Raw genomic sequence first — 16,488 nt, forward strand, 5'->3', positions numbered from 1 at the left:
ACAAAGTCAAGCCCATAGAATCAAAGTAAAGAGGTGACTAACATGGCAATATTTCATATGAGTTTTAGTAATATTAGTGCTGGTAAAGGACGCAGTGCTATTGCCAGTGCCGCTTATAGAAGTGGTGAAAAATTATTTGATAATCAAGAAGGCCGCCACTATTTTTATGCCCGATCGGTTATGCCAGAAAGCTTTATTTTAACTCCCGAAAATGCACCAGAATGGGCCAGTAATCGAGAACAATTATGGAATGAAGTTGAAAAGAACGATCGTAAATCAAACTCACGGTATGCCAAAGAATTTAACGTGGCTTTACCGGTAGAATTAAGTGAATCCGAACAGAAAGAATTACTGACAAAATATGTGCAAGAAAATTTTGTCGATCAAGGTATGGTAGCTGACGTAGCAATTCATCGCGATCACTCAGACAATCCGCATGCACATGTGATGTTAACCAATCGCCCATTTAACCCCGATGGTAGTTGGGGATTAAAAGCAAAGACGCAGTACATTAAAGATGAAAATGGCAAGCAACTTTTAACCAAAAGCGGGTTTCCAAAACAAAGAAAAATTTGGTTGGTTGATTGGGATAAAAAGGAAAAAATTAATGAGTGGCGGCATAATTGGGCAACAAGTGTTAATCAGTCTTTAGCACAAAAAAATATTCCGGATCGGATTAGTGAAAAATCGTTTGTCGATCAAGGGATTCAAGAGACACCTACCCAACACGAAGGCATTAACAGCCAAAGAAAAAATCGAAAAGCATTTAATCAACAAGTTAGAGCGCAAAGAAACGTTCAAGCTAAATATCATAATCTTGACGAAAAGATAAGAAATCATGAACATTTTGACGCGTTAACTGACGAGCTATCGTTCTCTGAAAAACACACAATTAGTCATCTAAGTCAGCAATTGAAAACCTATGTCGATTTAGAACATTTAGATGATAAACAGCGTATGCTGTTTAATTGGAAAAACAGCTTATTAATCAAACATGCTGTTGGTGAAGATGTAACCAAACAACTACTGACCATTGACCAGCAAACGACATCACTAGCACAAGCTAATCAGTTGTTAAATAAAGTGGTGGAACGAGCAACGAAAAAGCTTTATCCGGAACTTGATTTTGAACAGACAACCGCCGCTGAACGACGGGAACTGATTAAAGAAACTAATAGCGAACAAACAATTTTCAAAGGTAGCGAATTAGCAGAACGGTTAGCGGATATTCGAAGTGACTTATTAACCCAGCAATTATTGACGTTTACCAAGCGGCCATATACCAGCTGGCAGTTAGTTAATCAGCAAGCCCAAACAATTGAGAAGCAATTAACCACGGTACTAGCCAAACATGGTCACCAGTTAGACGATTTGAAGCATACTGATCGGGGCATGCTAGCCGCTTATCAACCTAACGAACTCGAATTCATTTCTAAAACGGTGAAAAATTTACGGGTCATGCGGGAAGTTAAAGCCGTAGTGCAAACTCAATACAACAGCATTCTAACGACTGCTTTTCCGGACAGTGACCTCGATAAGCTAGAGACGATTGACAAGGAGCAAATCTATACCGCTGTGGTTTACTATGACCCAGAATTAAAGCCATTAAGCGCCAATGATCTTAGTCAATTACAACAGCAGCCACCGGTAGTCTTTACTAGTCAGCAACACCAAGCCGGTTTAAATTACCTGTTAGGTAAAATGGAATTAAAAGATATTCAGGATCATCGACTGCAACGGGTCTTAAAACATGATGGCACCCGGCAACTGTTTATCGGCGAATGTGGCCAAGATCCTAAGTTGGATCACCAACAAATTGAAATGGTGCAAGCCCGTTTGAAACAACAGACAACACGGTTTGATCAATATAAGCAAGACCAAATTAAGGACTATCAGGCCATTAATTATTACCCAACTAGCTCGAAAAACTACCTGACTAATATTTTGGACGAAGCCTTAATGACCATTTTATATGCGAAAAATACGGACTATCTAAGAAAACAGCAACTACGTGGACTAAAGGAGACCGAGTGGGCAATGACGAAAAAGCAGCGGCAACATCAAACTAGAAACCGGCATGAAGATGGGGGCATGCACTTGTAATCTAAATGTAAAATTAAAGGCGCCTATAAGTATTTAAAAGAAATTACTGAAAATGGGGCTTATTATCAAGTGGCTTGGCAAAAATTAGCCGATGGCTACGTTGCCCTTTATGGCACGACCCCGATTCAAATAAGATCATTGCCAACATTGAATGATATTTTTGAAGATGAGGAGGGGTAACTTATGCCAAATAAAGCAGATGTTAAGGCTTGGAAAGCACAATTAGTCGCCCAGGCTGAACAGCAAATCCTAAAATTAACTGATAGTGACCAATTTAAAAAGTATCTCAATGGTAGATTGCAAATTTAATCCGAATTTTTGGACAAATTTGTCAGCATAACCTGATACGGTGTTTGCCAGTCGAGTATTTTAAGCGGTCGCTGGTTAATTTGGAGTAACGTCGTCGTTAAATCTTGAGCACTAATGTGTTCAAAACGAGTCCCTTTAGGATAAAAATAACGTAAATTCCGATTAAAGCGTTCATTACTACCACGTTCGGCTGGCGTATAAGCATGGCAGTAATAGGTCTTAATACCATATTGTGATTCAAGTGATACTAGCCCACTAAACTCAGTGCCACGGTCCACAGTAAAGCTGTGCACCGGACCATTAAAAGTGGTTAGGAACTTAGTTAGTGCTTCATTAACAGTCACTGTCGTCCGATCTTTTAACCGGTATGCCCAAAGGAACCGTGATTTTCGATCGATTAAAGTTAATAAAACTGCCTTACTATACCCACGAGGACCAACGACTGTATCTAGTTCAAAATCGCCGATGCGATTACGTTGATTAATCATCATGGGACGCTGTTCAATTGATCGCCCCAAAGATTGATTATATTTGGATCGTTGGTCAACGTTACGCCGTTGGCGTACGCCATGTTCAGGTAGATCATTCAAGGAGAAATCAATTCTCCCCTGATTTAGCCAATTATAAATAGCTAGTTTAAATTCGTGAGCAATCATTCCTGGTGACCAGCTTAGACGTAAATGGTTGAGAATTTTTTGCTTTAACTCATCGCTCAGCTTAGTTTTCCGACCACATCGTGATCGCTTGTATTCGGCATCTGTTTGTGCTAATTCAGCCTGATAAGGTTGACATCGAGATAATTCATAAGAAATTGTTGACGGTGATCGGTTCAGCCGAATGCCCATTTGGATATTGGACAGCCCTAGTTCACAAAGGGTTTCGATTTTAATTCGTTCGGAATAGATTATACTAGACAAAAGATCAGCTCCTAAAAGATGGGTTTGTGGTAAACACCATTTTAAAGGAAGCTGATCTTTTTTGTCCGAACAGCGTTCGGATTAATTTTACAATCTACCTCATTTACTAATTTAACTTTGAATTCTGAAGAGTATTTGGTCATAAAAAAAGTGCTCCTAAAATTGTTAGATTATGTCTAACAATTTTAGGGCACTTCATTTATTTTCCCTTTTTAATGGTCTTAATGACTTGGTATAAACTTATTAAGAGTTGGAATAAAGTTAATAGATTTAACACTTTGTTTCTCGAAATTTTTTGCTTATTTATACTCATTCTTTAGCACCCTCTATACTTTGGATAAAATTAGAATTCTCGCGTAGATACGCGTAGATATAAGAAAGAAATTTAATTAAATTAGCCCCCCGTAACATTGATAGATGTAGCTGTTATATAACTAGCCGCATCTGAAGCCAGAAAAACATATGCTCCGGCTACTCAGAGGGTTGCCCAGCTCTACCTAGGGGAGTATCCTTACCAAACGTAGGTATATTTTCTGCTAATTGTCCTCCTACCACTTGCAACGGTGTCCAAATAGGACCTGGAGCAACACTATTGACACGAATGCCTCGCTGAGCTAATTGTTTTGCTAACCCAAACGTTGTATTTTTAATTGCAGCCTTAGTCCCTGCATAATCAATTAAATATGCTGAAGAATCTTCTGCTTGAATAGAGTTAGTTGTTATGATGCTACTGCCGTTTGGCATATATTCCAATGCCTCCCTGACTAACCAAATTAAGCTGAAAACATTTGCAATCTACCTTATGGGCTTTAAAGGTTTAACACCATAAGCACCACCTCCGATTGGAAATAGCCACCGCCTTAACTTCTCTACTGGATCTATTATACAGGCAGCCTAGCTCTTTAACCAAATATAAAATTAAAGAATCAGTAAGAATACTATATTTATATCTGTAAAAACAGTTTTTAACTGCTAGGTCATAATGTATAGATAAATAAAAGCAAGCACCTATGTAAAAAAGTGCCTGCTTTGATTAATTATCAAAAAAATTCCAATCTATATTTATAAAGGGTTATCTTCCCAATTTAAATATTGATTAACTGATCTTCAATTGCTTAATTATTTACGTTCTAAGAAGCCTAATACAGATAAATTTGGCTAATTATCCATGTAATTTTTGTTGCAATGTATAACCAATGCCATCTACTTTCTTAGCAGCCAAGACGGTGCCACCGATGAGGACACCACCTACAATGAGCGTAGAAGCGATCATAAACTTAAATACATTTTTCAAGACGTCCATAAAATTCCCCCTTACTTTTTACTGGTTCGACCAACGACTAACGAAACAATCAGAACTAAAATAATTGCCCCAATAATCGATGGTATCAATGCCATGCCAGCTAACGAAGGGCCCCAAGTGCCAAGGAGCCCTTGTCCAATCCACGCACCGATTAAACCAGCTACGATGTTTGCAATCCAGCCCATAGCAGCACCACGGTTAGTGATTGCGCCAGCAATTGCACCAATGATTGCCCCGACGATTAATGACCAAATAAGTCCCATATTTACTCACCTCCTTTAGTTAACACGACTAGATTTATTGTCAGACGTTACTTTATCAACGCTGTCACCTAATGTTTCCTTCGATTTATTTGCGCCCTTACTGACGGCTTCCTTCGTTTTGTCTGTGGCATCGCTCACGCGATCTTGCAGAGAAATCGAATCTTTTTCATGTTGCCCCTTTGTCTTGACATCAACAACATTCACATTTACCTCAATTACTTCTAATTCGGTCATATTCTTTACTTCCCGAACGATAACATTTTTGATTTTGTCATACAGTTTAGAAATATCAATGCCGTATTCAGCAACAATGTCGAGATCCACTGCAACCTGCTTTTTTCCAACCTCTACATCAATTCCTGATGTGACATCTGAAGTATTAACTAGTTTTTCAGCAACATTTGCGAAAAAGCCGCCATCTACGGTTAATAAGCCATCTACTTCAGAAAGTGCGATACCAATGATCTTTTGAATAACCTTATCATCAAATGTTAAATTGCCTTTAACACCAGACTTCTCGTTAGTTGTTGTTTTCTCACTTGGCGTTCCATTCTGCATAATTTTTCCTCCTTATAATTCAAACAGTTATTTAAAAACATTTGTTAAGATACCAGTTTTTTGAATATAATAACCCGCAGTAATCCCGATTGCCATAAAAATCAAAACAAAAAGCGTCTTGAAAAATCCAAAAGTGATGATAAGGACCGCTAAGAGCAATCCCATAATTCCACCAATTAGTGGCCAAAAATAGGCTTTAATGAGTTCGGTCACGATATCACCTCCTAGATAACTCGAGATTTATGCACATTAGCGTCCAACTCATTAAAATCAACGAGTCTGATTTTAATTTTTTTCTGTTCAGAAATTCCAAGACAAATACGCAAATCTTTTTTTAATTGATTAAGAAAATTTGCAGTCTGTTTCTTGGCATTGACTGAATTTAGTAGATCACCCGATATTTTAAGTGTGATACCTTTTCGTGATAACTTAGATGATACCTTGGGGTTGCCAATAAAGGGTTCATGTTGAAGTGCTGAAAGCGCAAAATGTTCAATAGCTTTCTTACTGACGGTCACTTGACCATCAGACTTTTGATGAAGATATAATGATTGTGACCGTGGCCAAAAAAGTGTGATAAGCAAAAAAATAATTAACAGTACCGCCAGAATTACTCCACTCCAAAAGAGGTATATCGGTTCGTACTGCTCCAACCAACCAAGCTTTAATGACATGGGTGTACTAGTACCAATGACCGTTGACCAATTTTTAAAGACAAGAACTATGGATAAAGGAAATGCAAGGATAATAAAAACTACTATTAATGCCTTAAATATAAATCGCAAATCACCACCACCTTTACCATAATTATAGCAAGACAGTTGTGATGATGGAATTATATGCTCTTATAAGGAACCAATTAAGATTTTTGTTTGACTAAGCCAAAAAAGGCCACTAGGGTATACCCTATTGGCCTTTTTTGATTCTGTGCTATACTAGGAATTACAAATGTTCATTAGAACTGTCCAAAAGGAGAACTGGAAATGGCTAAAATTGGTTATGCTCGTGTGAGTTCCAAAGAGCAAAATTTAGATCGACAGCTAGCGGCCTTAAAAGGCGTTGATAAATTATTTACGGATAAATTAAGTGGAGCTAACACTAATCGGCCAGAACTGCAAAAAATGCTGGCCTATATTCGTGAGGGAGATATTGTCCTGGTCACTGAATTAGATCGCTTGGGCCGAAACAACCAGGACTTAACTAAGATTATGAACACCATTCAGAACAAAGGTGCCACCCTAGATGTGTTGAATTTGCCGTCCATGACGGGGATTGCGGATCCTAACTTGCGTCAACTGATGACTAACTTAATCATTGAACTGTATAAGTATCAGGCCGAAAGTGAACGGAAGCGGATTATTGAGCGTCAACAACAGGGGATTTTCCTGGCCAAACAGCAGGGGAAATATCATGGGCGCAAACCCCAATATACCGAAGATGATCCCCGCTTACTACATGCTTTTAAGCTTTATCAGACGGGCATGAGTGATGTAGACGTCGCCCGTAATACCGGTATTAAGCGAACAACTTTTATCAGATATCGCAAGAAGTGCAATATAAAAAGATGAGATTTACATGCGATAATTACGTTATACTAGTTTAGAGAGGGCGACATAATGATCATTCAAACAAGGGGACTTACTAAAACTTATCAATCAAAAGTGGTGGTTGACCATATTGATTTAGCAATCAAAGAAGGAAGCTTAACTGCTCTACTAGGACCCAATGGCGCTGGTAAAACAACCACTATATCGATGCTCACAAAGATCTTAAATCCAACCAGTGGAATGATCAAGATGAAACCAGACATAAAGATTAGCATGGTATTTCAACAGAGTATTTTAGATAATGATTTGACAGTTATGGAAAATTTGAGTATTCGAAATAGACTTTATAAAGAAGCCAAATCTAATCATATTGATGCTTTGATTCAGAAAATCGGGTTAACTGAATTTATTAATCAAAAATACGGCCGACTTTCTGGTGGGCAACGGCGACGAGTTGATATAGCAAGAGCTCTACTTAATCAACCTGATATTATTTTTTTGGATGAGCCAACTACGGGTTTGGATATCCAAACCCGCTCGGCAATTTGGAAATTGTTGCATTCATTGCAAAGTCAAAATAATTTAACCATTATTTTGACGACACACTATCTTGAAGAAGCAGACAATGCAGATGAGGTTTATATTATTGATCATGGCAAAATAATTGCCAGCGGATCCGCTGATGAAATTAAAACACAAAACTCCAGCAGTAAACTCGTGATTGTTTCTGAACAAGCTGATCAATTAATGGCATTGATACCAAGTAAAATAATTCATACGCAGATTAATCATAAGACCATTTGTTTAAAGGCTAATTCTGACGAAGCACTCTCATTATTATTAAAGTTTCGTGTTTTCATTAAAACGTTCACTTATCAAGAGGGAACGATGGATGATGCTTTTTTGTCATTAACCGGAAGGAAGATGCGTTGATATGATTACTTTAACAAGGAGAAATCTACTGTTGTATTTCCGCAATCGCCCCGGAGTATTCTTTTCATTATTGGGAGCAATGATTTCATTTCTCTTATATATTGTCTTTCTAAAAAAGTCAATGATAAGTAGCTGGAAAACTGTCCCTAGTTCTCACCAATTACTTGATTTTTGGTTGATTGGAGGGACTTTATCAGTGACTGCCATCACAACCACCCTTACCTCACTTGGACAATTAGTAAAAGATAAAGAACGCAAGGTTATTAAAGATTTTTATTTAAATGACCTTTCTCATTTTGAAATCACCATGAGCTATATGTTAAGTGCCGCTTTGATTGGCTTTATTATGCAAATAGTTATGTTCGCACTGATGATAGGATACTTTTCAATCACAGATAACTTGACCATGCCATGGGAGTCGCTACCAGCTGTAATTTGCGTTGCTCTTTTTAGCTCTTTACTAGCAGTTGTAATTAATATGCTGTTTATCCAGTTTATTAGTCGCTTTGATTCCTTGAACGCTATAGGAACAATTGTTGGCACGGCCTCTGGCTTTTTAGTGGGTACCTATATTCCAATTGGTATTCTTCCTAACTTTGCGCAGTTACTTATCAAATTAACTCCGGGTGCATATGTAGCAGCCATTTATCGACAAATACTTATGGCAGATAAATTAAAAACCGCTTTTCATGGTCAGCAAAGCCATTTTGAAAAAACGATGGGGATTAAGTTAGAGTGGCATCATTTATTAACTGGAATGCAAACGACTGTGCTCCTTACCGTAGTTTTTTTATTAGGAATAGCAGTTTTACTAATTGTTGACTTAATTCGAAGCAAGGAAAATGTGAGAACGGTTGATTGAGATAGCAAATATGATGAAACAAGTAGACCAATATTTTGTGATTATTGATTAAGCACTCCAAGTGAATTGCGAGGGATCAATAATGCCTATAAAAATCCGATTAAATTGGAATCTGCCTTAATTGCATCGACACGCAGTCACATTACGATATTGGCCTAGCCAATAAACTATGCTGGATTAAATTGATTTTGGATAATTTTTACAATCTACCTTATAATCAAATTTTTTCAGGATCATCTCACTCCTTTCAGCATCATTTTACATAATTTGATACCGAAAATATACAAATGATACTGATAAAACAAATAGCATCTAAGAAACTACCTAAAAAGGCACCTCATATTCGAGGTACCTTTTTAGATTTAGCTTGTAATCCGTATCGAATTAAGTTACGAACAAGCCCACAGGTCAACTTTTTAAAGGCTTACGATCTGTCAACAAAGCAATCGGCGACAGAATCAAAACAATCACCGCTCCTACTAAGTAGGTATGACTGAAGGCCTGGCTGATTTGTCGATTCTTAGTATGCTTAATTTTTCTCAAAGCTGTCGTTAAAGCTTCTTTTTGTGCCAATTGTTTGAGACCTACTAACAATTTTTTCTGCTCCTGCCAATTTTAGTAACTCAATTTGATTTGCTAATTTTTGATCAGTGGTACTGACCCGCGCATAGCCATATTTCATCTTTTTATCTCCTTATTTATGTCATTAAGTAATGACACGGATCTAACCCTTTAATTATACAGCATCAAAAAAAGAGGCCACAACTGTTAAGATACGGCAACAACAAGGCATAGAAATTGCCAAACGCCAGGGCAAATATAAGGGCAAAATTCGCGAATATGGTCCTCATTCACCTAATCGTCAAAAACGCTATATTTATCCTGGATTATTCACCTCGGTATTGGGGACATGAAATCGCATCTGGCCGGTCTGAAAGCAACGTTTGGAGCGTTGCGAATACTGACTGAGCGGAGAAGTTGGTGATCGATGCACCACGAACAGACCGACCCAGTTTTCGGCTCGACGCACGACCTATTCAGTTATTCAGTTCAGGTCGCCAACTGATGGACTTCGTCCATGATCCGACTAAACCAGTTCTTGTAAACATAGTTAGAAGCAAGATGAATCACCACACGACGGGCGTGCCAAGTAATCCTACCGGCGATGTGAAAGAGACTGAACCGTAGCGAGGAGATGGTTGAACGACGGTCTTCCGAGACAAAGAGCTGTTTAAAGAGCTGAACCAGGTTATAGGCAATACCGGTGATCAAGGCTCGTGCAGTGTTCCGTGCAAAAGTTGAGCTGTCTGTTTTGTCAAAGCCAAACCCGCATTTCAGCTCCTTAATTTGGTTCTCAGCATTGCCCCGCTGTCTATAGGTCTTGAACAAAGTCTCTGGAGCCTCGGAGGCCAGGCTGGTCACTACGAATGCGTGGTTCCAGGGAACTAGCTCATCTTTAGATACTTCACTATAATCAATTTCTTCTGTTAAGTGCTCTTCAATATATGCCAATGCATTATTCATACTTCTCAAAGAATCCATTGAACAACCTCCTTTCATCATCAATATTATCAAAGGGTGCGTTTACTCATCCGACATTCTGTGTACAGTTTAGTCGATTCTCTTTCATGTAGTTTTCTAATTTATTGAACTATTGATAGAGAAATTGGAATTTTTCAGTTACTTGTATTCACTAGGAACAGGAATATTAAATTTCTCGCACAATAGTTTTACATCATGCATATCATTTTCATCATGCTCATAGCCCAGATGAAATAATACTTGATTTTCAGCATCAATACATCTAACCATTTTATCGCCTATTTTCCCAATACCACTAAACACTTTTGGGGGATATGCTTCTCCTTCAAAAACAATGTATCCTTGTTCGTTGAATTTAAATATATGAAAATCAATTATCCTGTCTTGAGCGTCCTTCCAAATCGTGTGATTTGTAGTGGTATATGCTTCTGTAACTTCCGCAAAACCTTTTTCTTTTATTATTTCAATAAACTTTTTACTATTATTTTCTTCCACAAATAAATCAATATCGTTGTGGAGCCTTGTTTCTTCTTCTAAAAGAGCATCAACGCCCCAGCCACCATCTAACCAAATGGCAATTCCATTTTCTTCGGCGTATAAAATTATCTCAATGGCATCTTTTTTATTTACCATGCACCTTCTCCGTTCAAATTCTAATTTATCGTTACAATAGCAATGTTTTTTAGCCAACATCCAACCCGACCACACAACCTCAAAAGTTTCCGAAAAAACATCCAACCTGACCACTCGCGACCCCCGACATCTAACCCGACCACTTGCCAACGCCGACATCCAACCCGACCACTCACCGAGCTATGACATCTAATCTGACCACATGACTATCAAAAAGCGGCTTTATGGACTTGTTTCCTCAAACAGAAAAAGTACAGTCATTTGTGTTTTGTGTAGATTTGTCTTCCAGTGATTTCTAACTTTGTAGTGTGATATCCTTTTTAAAGCAAATGATACGATTGGCTTCTTGAAAGCCGAATTTCATATGAAAAACATAACTTTCTGCATTGCTAATTTCACAATCGCTGGCAAACTCAGTACAAGCATTTTCTTTAGACCACAGTTCACAGTGTTGGAGCAATTGCGTAGCAATACCCTTATTTCGATAATTCTCCATTACAAAAACACCTTCTAAATAGCCAACCGGACTGCTGTCTGTACCTTCAACATAATCATGTCGAAGCTGGCATTGTGCAAACCCGACAGGAATATCATTATCAAAATACAAAAAAAATACAGCCTCTTTATCTAAAATCAATTCTTTCATTTCCTGCCTTAGGTCATCAAATTCATTATCCGGCCATAGAAGGATTGCTAATTGCGTTATTGTATTCAAATCGGATATTATTGCTTTTCTTAACATAAGTTTTTCTCCTTATTTTTTTAGAAATAAAACAGCTTATATTACAGCCTCGACATCAATACTACCGTCTCAATGTGGCTTGAGAGGATAGAATGAATGTCATTTGGGTATGTCCGTTCTCGGAAACATATCCACGACACTTTTTGCACTATCGGTAGACGGGAACATATCCAGCGGTTTTTGACCATTTTAAGAAATTTCGGTATGAGAGAACCTATCAATGGAATTCTCAACACCAGCCTTTTAGAGATTAAGGGAAGACTCTATAGACTTCTTCATATTATTAACGAGTTCAGTCACCTCAGAATCCATTCCTTTCCACTTATCAATATACCCTCCTAGATAAGCCTTTCTTGCTTTGTCAAGTAAAATGGCATGCTCATAAGGTAATTGAGGTATTGCCCATTCAGCTGCCAGATCTTTTGATCTGATTTCACCAGTAGATGCTGTCACCCACATTCTGGCTAAAGTTAAAATCACATTGCGTTCGTCACCTTTAATGCTAGTTATCAACCCGGGCAACGATTCTTTAATTGCTTTTCGAATATCTGTCATTGGCACAGGCTCAATTACTTCTGTTGCCTTTGGTCCCAAAAGGTTAATACTATTTTTTCTTAGTTGTGCTAAAAGTATTGCTAAATCCGGATCATAAGTCGACTCAGGAATTTCTCCCTTTTCAAACTGCTCTCTTAGCCACTCGCCATACATAAATTCATATTTGGGGGGGAAATGCCAAGGGACAATATCCTTTTGATTTATGACCGTAACTTCAAGAGGCCTCATATCTTTTATGTTTCCTATTTTCCCAGATATAAGCATTAACCTATTTGTAAGATTCCTTCGAGTTTTTTCAGATAAACTTTGATTTGTTATTACCAAAATATCTACATCGCTATTCATACGTAAACCACCCATTACTGCCGAACCATACAAATACACCCCAATTAACATATTATCAAGTAGTTCCGCTATAGTTTTTAATGCTTGAATTGCTTCTTTCGGAATTTTTTTGTTACTTAAATCTATACTCAACTTCGATCTCCTTTCGTCTGAAAACTGTTTTTTAACGCCTCTTAAAATTTATAAAAAAAGAGTAAACATCTTTCGTTGTATTGTAAATTAACGCCATCCAAAATTTTGATTCAAGATTTTCTTTCGGTTTATTATATGTTTGAGCCAATATAAGCTACAAAACTGCTGTCTATCCATTTTTGAGTAACCTCATTTATATCAATCCCAATAGTAGCCAACCCAATAATGCTGCAATCCAATTTCTCTAACAAAGCTATTAAAGCCTTCATTTGAGAACCTGTCTCTATCCAATCATCTACAATCAAAACTCTTTTGTTCCTCACAATAGAACTCTTAGATATTTCAAAGCTTTTATCTTGACCTGAATAGTCGGTAAAATGTGTCGAAATAATCTCTTCTTTTGCGTATGGCAGCTTATCACCTTTTCTTACTCCAATAAACCCCACTCCAAGTTCTTTGGCTATGGCAGTGCCTAGTATCCATCCAATTGCTTCTGGGGCAGCCACATAATCTACTTTATTTTGAAAATCCAATGATAGTACTTTTACAATTTTATCAAAAACGGTTTTATGTGTAAAAATAGTTAGTAAATCATATTTTCCAATTGAGTTACGAGGTAATATACCTCTAATTTCATTTATAACATCAGTACTTTCCATACATTTACACCCCTTGCTTATGGTTAATAATCTTTGCTAATCTTTAAAAATAGTCATTTTCAACATATTTTTTATACATGTCCTCGGTATATCTTGTTATGTTCTTACCATACTCTGGATAATCAAACCCCAGTAGTTCTGCTACCTCTTTGGACACTTCCCTGAACAATTGGTGGCATATAAATAATGACTTCCAAATATTTTCATAGGAATCCATGCGATATGTAGATAATAATCTATTCCATAGATCTTCATCAATGTATTTGTTAATATACTTATAATTTTTCCCAACACTTAATGAAAATTCTGTCTTTATCCCAACCTTCCACGACATCATCCTAAGTAGTTCAAACCGTAGAATCTGGTTCAGATGATCGATTGCAAACAGTATCTCTTTGCGGCACAATCCTTTAATAACATAAGGTGTTACATTCCAAAATTCATTGCAGCAATCATCATACTCCCTTGCGCTTGGCTTTCTTACATGATAATCTATATCAGTCGGAACTATGTCCCTTTTAATTCTACAATCTTTATCAATTAGAACCTTTATTAATTTATCGCCCTTTAGGTAATTATCTAACTCTTCCAAGGGCAATAAGGTAAGATCAATTTTATTGTAATCATCAAATAGCATAAGATAGGAAAATCCCTTTTCTTCAGGTGGGAATAATTCCATATCCTCCGGCTTTTGCATCATTATTATATTCCCAAATTGATTAAGCCAGTCATCATTAGATATAAACGGTTCTATATCACTTACAAAATATGTAATATCATAATCCTGAAATTCATCTTTAGGTATATTAATATTTGCGCGTGACCCCTCAAGGGTCACAATTCGAATACGTTCATCCTGTTCTGCTAAAGAAAGTACTAAATCCATCATTTCTTTTTCTGATCTCATTTACATACTCCTCGTTTATTTTTTCTATATTATTACATCTTCTTTTTTGCCGATACAATCAGCATCATTGGGCGTCGCATTTCATCCGCCATCCCCGGAATATCCATCATGTTCTCTGGCGGCTGTGGCTCCACAATCTGATTTATTATAAAACTATTTGAAAGCAGTGTATTTAGATATGTGGTCAGTTTTCAAAATGCGCCCCATCACAGAATGTGTCTTTTCAATACCTGCCTGTTCGCCAGCCACTGTAAGGGATAGTCCTGATATGTATTTCTCAAAGAATACCTTTACTTGACCTGCTGCCTTTTCATCGACAGTAACCACTCCATCTTGAATTTTGTATCCATATGGAATATATGCCATTTATCTCACCACCTTTTCTTTCAGGGAAAGACCGCATTTCAAATTGAATGTCAGCTCATCCCTGGAATTTACAATGATGTTCACTACAAATTCTTCAAATAGTTCTTCCGTGTAGTCACCATTAAAATTATCTGCTGACACATAATTAATGAGGTCCTTTATCTCGTTTGCTCGCAAAACCCCACTCGCAGAGTTCGTTACCAGGTTTGTTTTTTCGGTAGTAAGATTTTTAATCTCACTATCTAAAACATTTCGTTCCTGATTAAAAAGAGCAGGTTCTAGGAAACCTTTGGACATCAGTGCAATAAGGGTATTGCGTTCTTCCAATAGTTGCTCCATTAGCTTATCAATAGCGTCCATTCTTTCACGGTCGCTTTCTTCATCGATTTGGCTAACTGACTTGAAAAGTGGTTCTAGGATTAGCTTATGACTGAAAGCAAGCTTATTCATCATGGTTGTCAATGTGGCTTTGATTTCCCCATCTCGCAAAAACAACATGGAGCAACTTTCTTTATCTTCGATACTATCTCAACATGTGTCGTGGATAAGGTAAGTATGTAAAATGGTATGTGGAACATAGTGATTTGCTGTAAATGATTTGCTAACTACTTTAGTTCTTTATACAAAGTATAAATCGGATATTTTATTATTTTTTCTTTTATATCTTCTGAGATTAGGTCAAAGTATTTGTCCGCTAAATCAGAAAGGGGTTCTTTTTTCATCACCTAATGGGTGATGAAGCAGAATACTTTAAAGACTATTAAATCAATGTTAGGAAAGACTATTAGTAAAACTATGAATTATTCAGGGTTATCGGTAGATTGTAAAATTAATCCGAACGCTGTTCGGATTAATTTTACAATCTACCATTTACACAAGATATTTTACGCTCTCTTATTGGGGAGTGTAAAATATTTTGTGTAAATTTCTAAATTAAATTGAAAAAGGGAAAGCCTTCCCCGTATGATTAAATCGCTAAACACAATCAAAACGGAGGCTTTCCCTATGAATCAGTTTAACAAAGAAATTCTTGACGCGCTATCTTCTGACTCTAAAACATCATTAAAAGATGTCTTTCGCAATCAGTTAGAACAAACCGTCAATACATTACTTCAAGAAGAATTGTCGGCAGTCTTAGGCTACCAACCTTATGAGCGTAACGACAGTTCCTCTCATGGGGACAACGCCAGAAACGGATCGTATCAGCGAACCATCGATACTGAATTTGGACCAATCAATATTACGGTTCCGCGCGATCGTAAGAATAAATTTCGTAACGCTTTATTCGAACCATATTCACGGCGGACAGATACTCTGGAATCGATGATTATTAAAATGTATTCCAAAGGCATCACAACTCGTGAAATCGCTGATTTAGTTGAGCGCATGTATGGCGATTACTATTCACCAACTACCGTTTCAAATATTACTAAGCAAGTTGGCAACTTGGTTGAAGAGTTTCATGACAGGACCTTTAAGCACTCACAGTATGTTTGCGTGTTCTTAGACGCTACTTATATTCCGCTCAAGCGCGAAACTGTTGAGCGCGAAGCGGTTAATATCGCCATTGGAATTCGTAGTGACGGCGGTAAAGAAGTCTTAGACTTCTCGGTAGCACCAAACGAAAATGGTGAAGCATGGCGTGAACTACTTGAAAGTTTACGCAATCGAGGAATTGAAAAGGTTCAGTTATTCATCGCCGATGGTTTTATTGGGCTCGAAAATGTGATTGCAGAAATTTATCCAACTGCTAAGTTTCAGCGCTGCTTAGTCCATGTGCTTCGTAATCTCACATCACATGTGCGAAAAAGC

At 37.4% G+C, this 16,488-nt stretch carries 19 protein-coding genes and 6 pseudogenes; 7 read left to right on the forward strand and 18 right to left on the reverse strand.

What is annotated here, in order from left to right; translation table 11 throughout:
• The first annotated feature begins 42 nt into the window (after positions 1-42).
• Both mobQ and EGT49_RS12730 read left to right on the forward strand, forming a co-directional pair.
• Positions 43-2,103, forward strand: coding sequence for a MobQ family relaxase (gene mobQ / locus EGT49_RS09460; protein ID WP_135373759.1), 2,061 nt, complete (start codon positions 43-45; stop codon positions 2,101-2,103).
• A 183-nt stretch (positions 2,104-2,286) separates the two neighbouring features.
• Entirely contained in the window at positions 2,287-2,412 is a 126-nt protein-coding gene (locus EGT49_RS12730; protein ID WP_281258482.1) for a hypothetical protein, read from the forward strand.
• Here the strand turns inward: EGT49_RS12730 and EGT49_RS09470 are convergent.
• From EGT49_RS09470 to amaP, 7 genes and pseudogenes are all read right to left on the reverse strand, one after another.
• Positions 2,409-3,329: an IS30 family transposase gene (locus tag EGT49_RS09470; RefSeq protein WP_135373761.1), complete on the reverse strand. Its 921-nt coding sequence runs from the start codon at positions 3,327-3,329 to the stop codon at positions 2,409-2,411. The two genes, EGT49_RS12730 and EGT49_RS09470, sit on opposite strands and share 4 nt — an antisense overlap.
• A gap of 394 nt (positions 3,330-3,723) precedes the next feature.
• Positions 3,724-4,118 (reverse strand): annotated as a pseudogene (locus tag EGT49_RS09480) (SDR family oxidoreductase); the annotation flags it as partial.
• Positions 4,119-4,491: 373 nt separating this feature from the next.
• Positions 4,492-4,632: a hypothetical protein gene (locus tag EGT49_RS09485; RefSeq protein ID WP_135373763.1), complete on the reverse strand. Its 141-nt coding sequence runs from the start codon at positions 4,630-4,632 to the stop codon at positions 4,492-4,494.
• Positions 4,633-4,643: 11 nt separating this feature from the next.
• The gene (locus tag EGT49_RS09490) at positions 4,644-4,895 is read right to left on the reverse strand and encodes a GlsB/YeaQ/YmgE family stress response membrane protein (protein ID WP_003680323.1); all 252 of its coding nucleotides are present in this window, start codon (positions 4,893-4,895) and stop codon (positions 4,644-4,646) included.
• 15 nt (positions 4,896-4,910) lie between these two features.
• Positions 4,911-5,453, reverse strand: a complete 543-nt coding sequence (locus tag EGT49_RS09495; RefSeq protein ID WP_135373765.1) for an Asp23/Gls24 family envelope stress response protein — start codon at positions 5,451-5,453, stop codon at positions 4,911-4,913.
• A 27-nt stretch (positions 5,454-5,480) separates the two neighbouring features.
• Positions 5,481-5,666, reverse strand: coding sequence for a DUF2273 domain-containing protein (locus tag EGT49_RS09500; protein ID WP_003596522.1), 186 nt, complete (start codon positions 5,664-5,666; stop codon positions 5,481-5,483).
• An 11-nt stretch (positions 5,667-5,677) separates the two neighbouring features.
• Positions 5,678-6,238 carry an alkaline shock response membrane anchor protein AmaP gene (gene amaP, locus EGT49_RS09505; protein ID WP_135373767.1) on the reverse strand — a complete coding sequence of 187 codons (561 nt, stop codon included), beginning with the start codon at positions 6,236-6,238 and terminating at the stop codon, positions 5,678-5,680.
• A gap of 198 nt (positions 6,239-6,436) precedes the next feature.
• Between amaP and EGT49_RS09510 the strand changes: the two genes are divergently transcribed.
• Genes EGT49_RS09510 through EGT49_RS09520 form a run of 3 tightly spaced genes read left to right on the forward strand, consistent with a single transcriptional unit; the run spans position 6,437 to position 8,795 of the window.
• A complete protein-coding gene (locus EGT49_RS09510) occupies positions 6,437-7,021 on the forward strand; it encodes a recombinase family protein (protein ID WP_125607107.1) in 585 nt (194 codons plus the stop codon).
• 48 nt (positions 7,022-7,069) lie between these two features.
• Complete coding sequence (locus EGT49_RS09515; protein WP_135373769.1) at positions 7,070-7,933, forward strand: ABC transporter ATP-binding protein; 864 nt, start codon at positions 7,070-7,072, stop codon at positions 7,931-7,933.
• Position 7,934: 1 nt separating this feature from the next.
• Positions 7,935-8,795 carry an ABC transporter permease gene (locus tag EGT49_RS09520; protein WP_135373771.1) on the forward strand — a complete coding sequence of 287 codons (861 nt, stop codon included), beginning with the start codon at positions 7,935-7,937 and terminating at the stop codon, positions 8,793-8,795.
• 408 nt (positions 8,796-9,203) lie between these two features.
• On the opposite strand, the pseudogene EGT49_RS09525 reads toward EGT49_RS09520, so the two are convergent.
• Both EGT49_RS09525 and EGT49_RS09530 read right to left on the reverse strand, forming a co-directional pair.
• Positions 9,204-9,404, reverse strand: a pseudogene (locus EGT49_RS09525) (MFS transporter); the annotation flags it as partial.
• A pseudogene (locus EGT49_RS09530) lies at positions 9,370-9,477 on the reverse strand (recombinase family protein); the annotation flags it as partial. The pseudogenes EGT49_RS09530 and EGT49_RS09525, both read right to left, overlap by 35 nt.
• 79 nt (positions 9,478-9,556) lie before the next feature.
• Here EGT49_RS09530 and EGT49_RS09535 point away from each other — a divergent pair.
• Positions 9,557-9,676: pseudogene (locus EGT49_RS09535) on the forward strand (recombinase family protein); the annotation flags it as partial.
• A 169-nt stretch (positions 9,677-9,845) separates the two neighbouring features.
• On the opposite strand, the gene EGT49_RS09540 reads toward EGT49_RS09535, so the two are convergent.
• From EGT49_RS09540 to EGT49_RS12660, 9 genes and pseudogenes are all read right to left on the reverse strand, one after another.
• Complete coding sequence (locus tag EGT49_RS09540; RefSeq protein WP_246013830.1) at positions 9,846-10,337, reverse strand: transposase; 492 nt, start codon at positions 10,335-10,337, stop codon at positions 9,846-9,848.
• A gap of 138 nt (positions 10,338-10,475) precedes the next feature.
• On the reverse strand, positions 10,476-10,970 hold the full coding sequence (locus EGT49_RS09545; RefSeq protein ID WP_128470136.1) for a nucleotidyltransferase domain-containing protein: 495 nt from the start codon (positions 10,968-10,970) through the stop codon (positions 10,476-10,478).
• Between the two features lie 295 nt (positions 10,971-11,265).
• Positions 11,266-11,712, reverse strand: coding sequence for an aminoglycoside 6'-N-acetyltransferase AAC(6')-E526 (locus EGT49_RS09550; RefSeq protein WP_128470137.1), 447 nt, complete (start codon positions 11,710-11,712; stop codon positions 11,266-11,268).
• Positions 11,713-11,955: 243 nt separating this feature from the next.
• Positions 11,956-12,744 (reverse strand): aminoglycoside nucleotidyltransferase ANT(9), encoded by a 789-nt coding sequence (gene ant(9) / locus EGT49_RS09555; protein ID WP_027622104.1) that lies wholly within the window; start codon positions 12,742-12,744, stop codon positions 11,956-11,958.
• A gap of 131 nt (positions 12,745-12,875) precedes the next feature.
• On the reverse strand, positions 12,876-13,403 hold the full coding sequence (locus EGT49_RS09560; protein ID WP_002294507.1) for a phosphoribosyltransferase family protein: 528 nt from the start codon (positions 13,401-13,403) through the stop codon (positions 12,876-12,878).
• Positions 13,404-13,446: 43 nt separating this feature from the next.
• On the reverse strand, positions 13,447-14,310 hold the full coding sequence (locus tag EGT49_RS09565) for an aminoglycoside nucleotidyltransferase ANT(6)-Ia (protein ID WP_002294505.1): 864 nt from the start codon (positions 14,308-14,310) through the stop codon (positions 13,447-13,449).
• A gap of 32 nt (positions 14,311-14,342) precedes the next feature.
• A pseudogene (locus EGT49_RS09570) lies at positions 14,343-14,498 on the reverse strand (class I SAM-dependent methyltransferase); the annotation flags it as partial.
• A gap of 1 nt (position 14,499) precedes the next feature.
• Positions 14,500-14,676 (reverse strand): annotated as a pseudogene (locus EGT49_RS09575) (recombinase); the annotation flags it as partial.
• Positions 14,677-15,174, reverse strand: coding sequence for a DNA recombinase (locus EGT49_RS12660; protein ID WP_002327635.1), 498 nt, complete (start codon positions 15,172-15,174; stop codon positions 14,677-14,679).
• A 507-nt stretch (positions 15,175-15,681) separates the two neighbouring features.
• Here EGT49_RS12660 and EGT49_RS09585 point away from each other — a divergent pair.
• Positions 15,682-16,488, forward strand: an 807-nt coding sequence (locus EGT49_RS09585) for an IS256 family transposase (RefSeq protein ID WP_135373773.1), incomplete at its 3' end; no start/stop codon positions are given.

Source organism: Companilactobacillus suantsaicola (assembly GCF_004745525.1).
Lineage (GTDB): Bacteria > Bacillota > Bacilli > Lactobacillales > Lactobacillaceae > Companilactobacillus > Companilactobacillus suantsaicola.

Excerpts from the sequence above, each read along its gene's own strand:
- mobQ (WP_135373759.1), top strand. The coding sequence starts at position 43 with ATGGCAATATTTCATATGAGTTTTAGTAATATTAGTGCTGGTAAAGGA.
- EGT49_RS12730 (WP_281258482.1), top strand. The coding sequence starts at position 2,287 with ATGCCAAATAAAGCAGATGTTAAGGCTTGGAAAGCACAATTAGTCGCC.
- EGT49_RS09485 (WP_135373763.1), bottom strand. The coding sequence starts at position 4,632 with ATGGACGTCTTGAAAAATGTATTTAAGTTTATGATCGCTTCTACGCTC.
- EGT49_RS09490 (WP_003680323.1), bottom strand. The coding sequence starts at position 4,895 with ATGGGACTTATTTGGTCATTAATCGTCGGGGCAATCATTGGTGCAATT.
- EGT49_RS09495 (WP_135373765.1), bottom strand. The coding sequence starts at position 5,453 with ATGCAGAATGGAACGCCAAGTGAGAAAACAACAACTAACGAGAAGTCT.
- EGT49_RS09510 (WP_125607107.1), top strand. The coding sequence starts at position 6,437 with ATGGCTAAAATTGGTTATGCTCGTGTGAGTTCCAAAGAGCAAAATTTA.
- EGT49_RS09515 (WP_135373769.1), top strand. The coding sequence starts at position 7,070 with ATGATCATTCAAACAAGGGGACTTACTAAAACTTATCAATCAAAAGTG.
- EGT49_RS09520 (WP_135373771.1), top strand. The coding sequence starts at position 7,935 with ATGATTACTTTAACAAGGAGAAATCTACTGTTGTATTTCCGCAATCGC.
- EGT49_RS09540 (WP_246013830.1), bottom strand. The coding sequence starts at position 10,337 with ATGGATTCTTTGAGAAGTATGAATAATGCATTGGCATATATTGAAGAG.
- EGT49_RS09545 (WP_128470136.1), bottom strand. The coding sequence starts at position 10,970 with ATGGTAAATAAAAAAGATGCCATTGAGATAATTTTATACGCCGAAGAA.
- EGT49_RS09550 (WP_128470137.1), bottom strand. The coding sequence starts at position 11,712 with ATGTTAAGAAAAGCAATAATATCCGATTTGAATACAATAACGCAATTA.
- EGT49_RS09560 (WP_002294507.1), bottom strand. The coding sequence starts at position 13,403 with ATGGAAAGTACTGATGTTATAAATGAAATTAGAGGTATATTACCTCGT.
- EGT49_RS09565 (WP_002294505.1), bottom strand. The coding sequence starts at position 14,310 with ATGAGATCAGAAAAAGAAATGATGGATTTAGTACTTTCTTTAGCAGAA.
- EGT49_RS12660 (WP_002327635.1), bottom strand. The coding sequence starts at position 15,174 with ATGTTGTTTTTGCGAGATGGGGAAATCAAAGCCACATTGACAACCATG.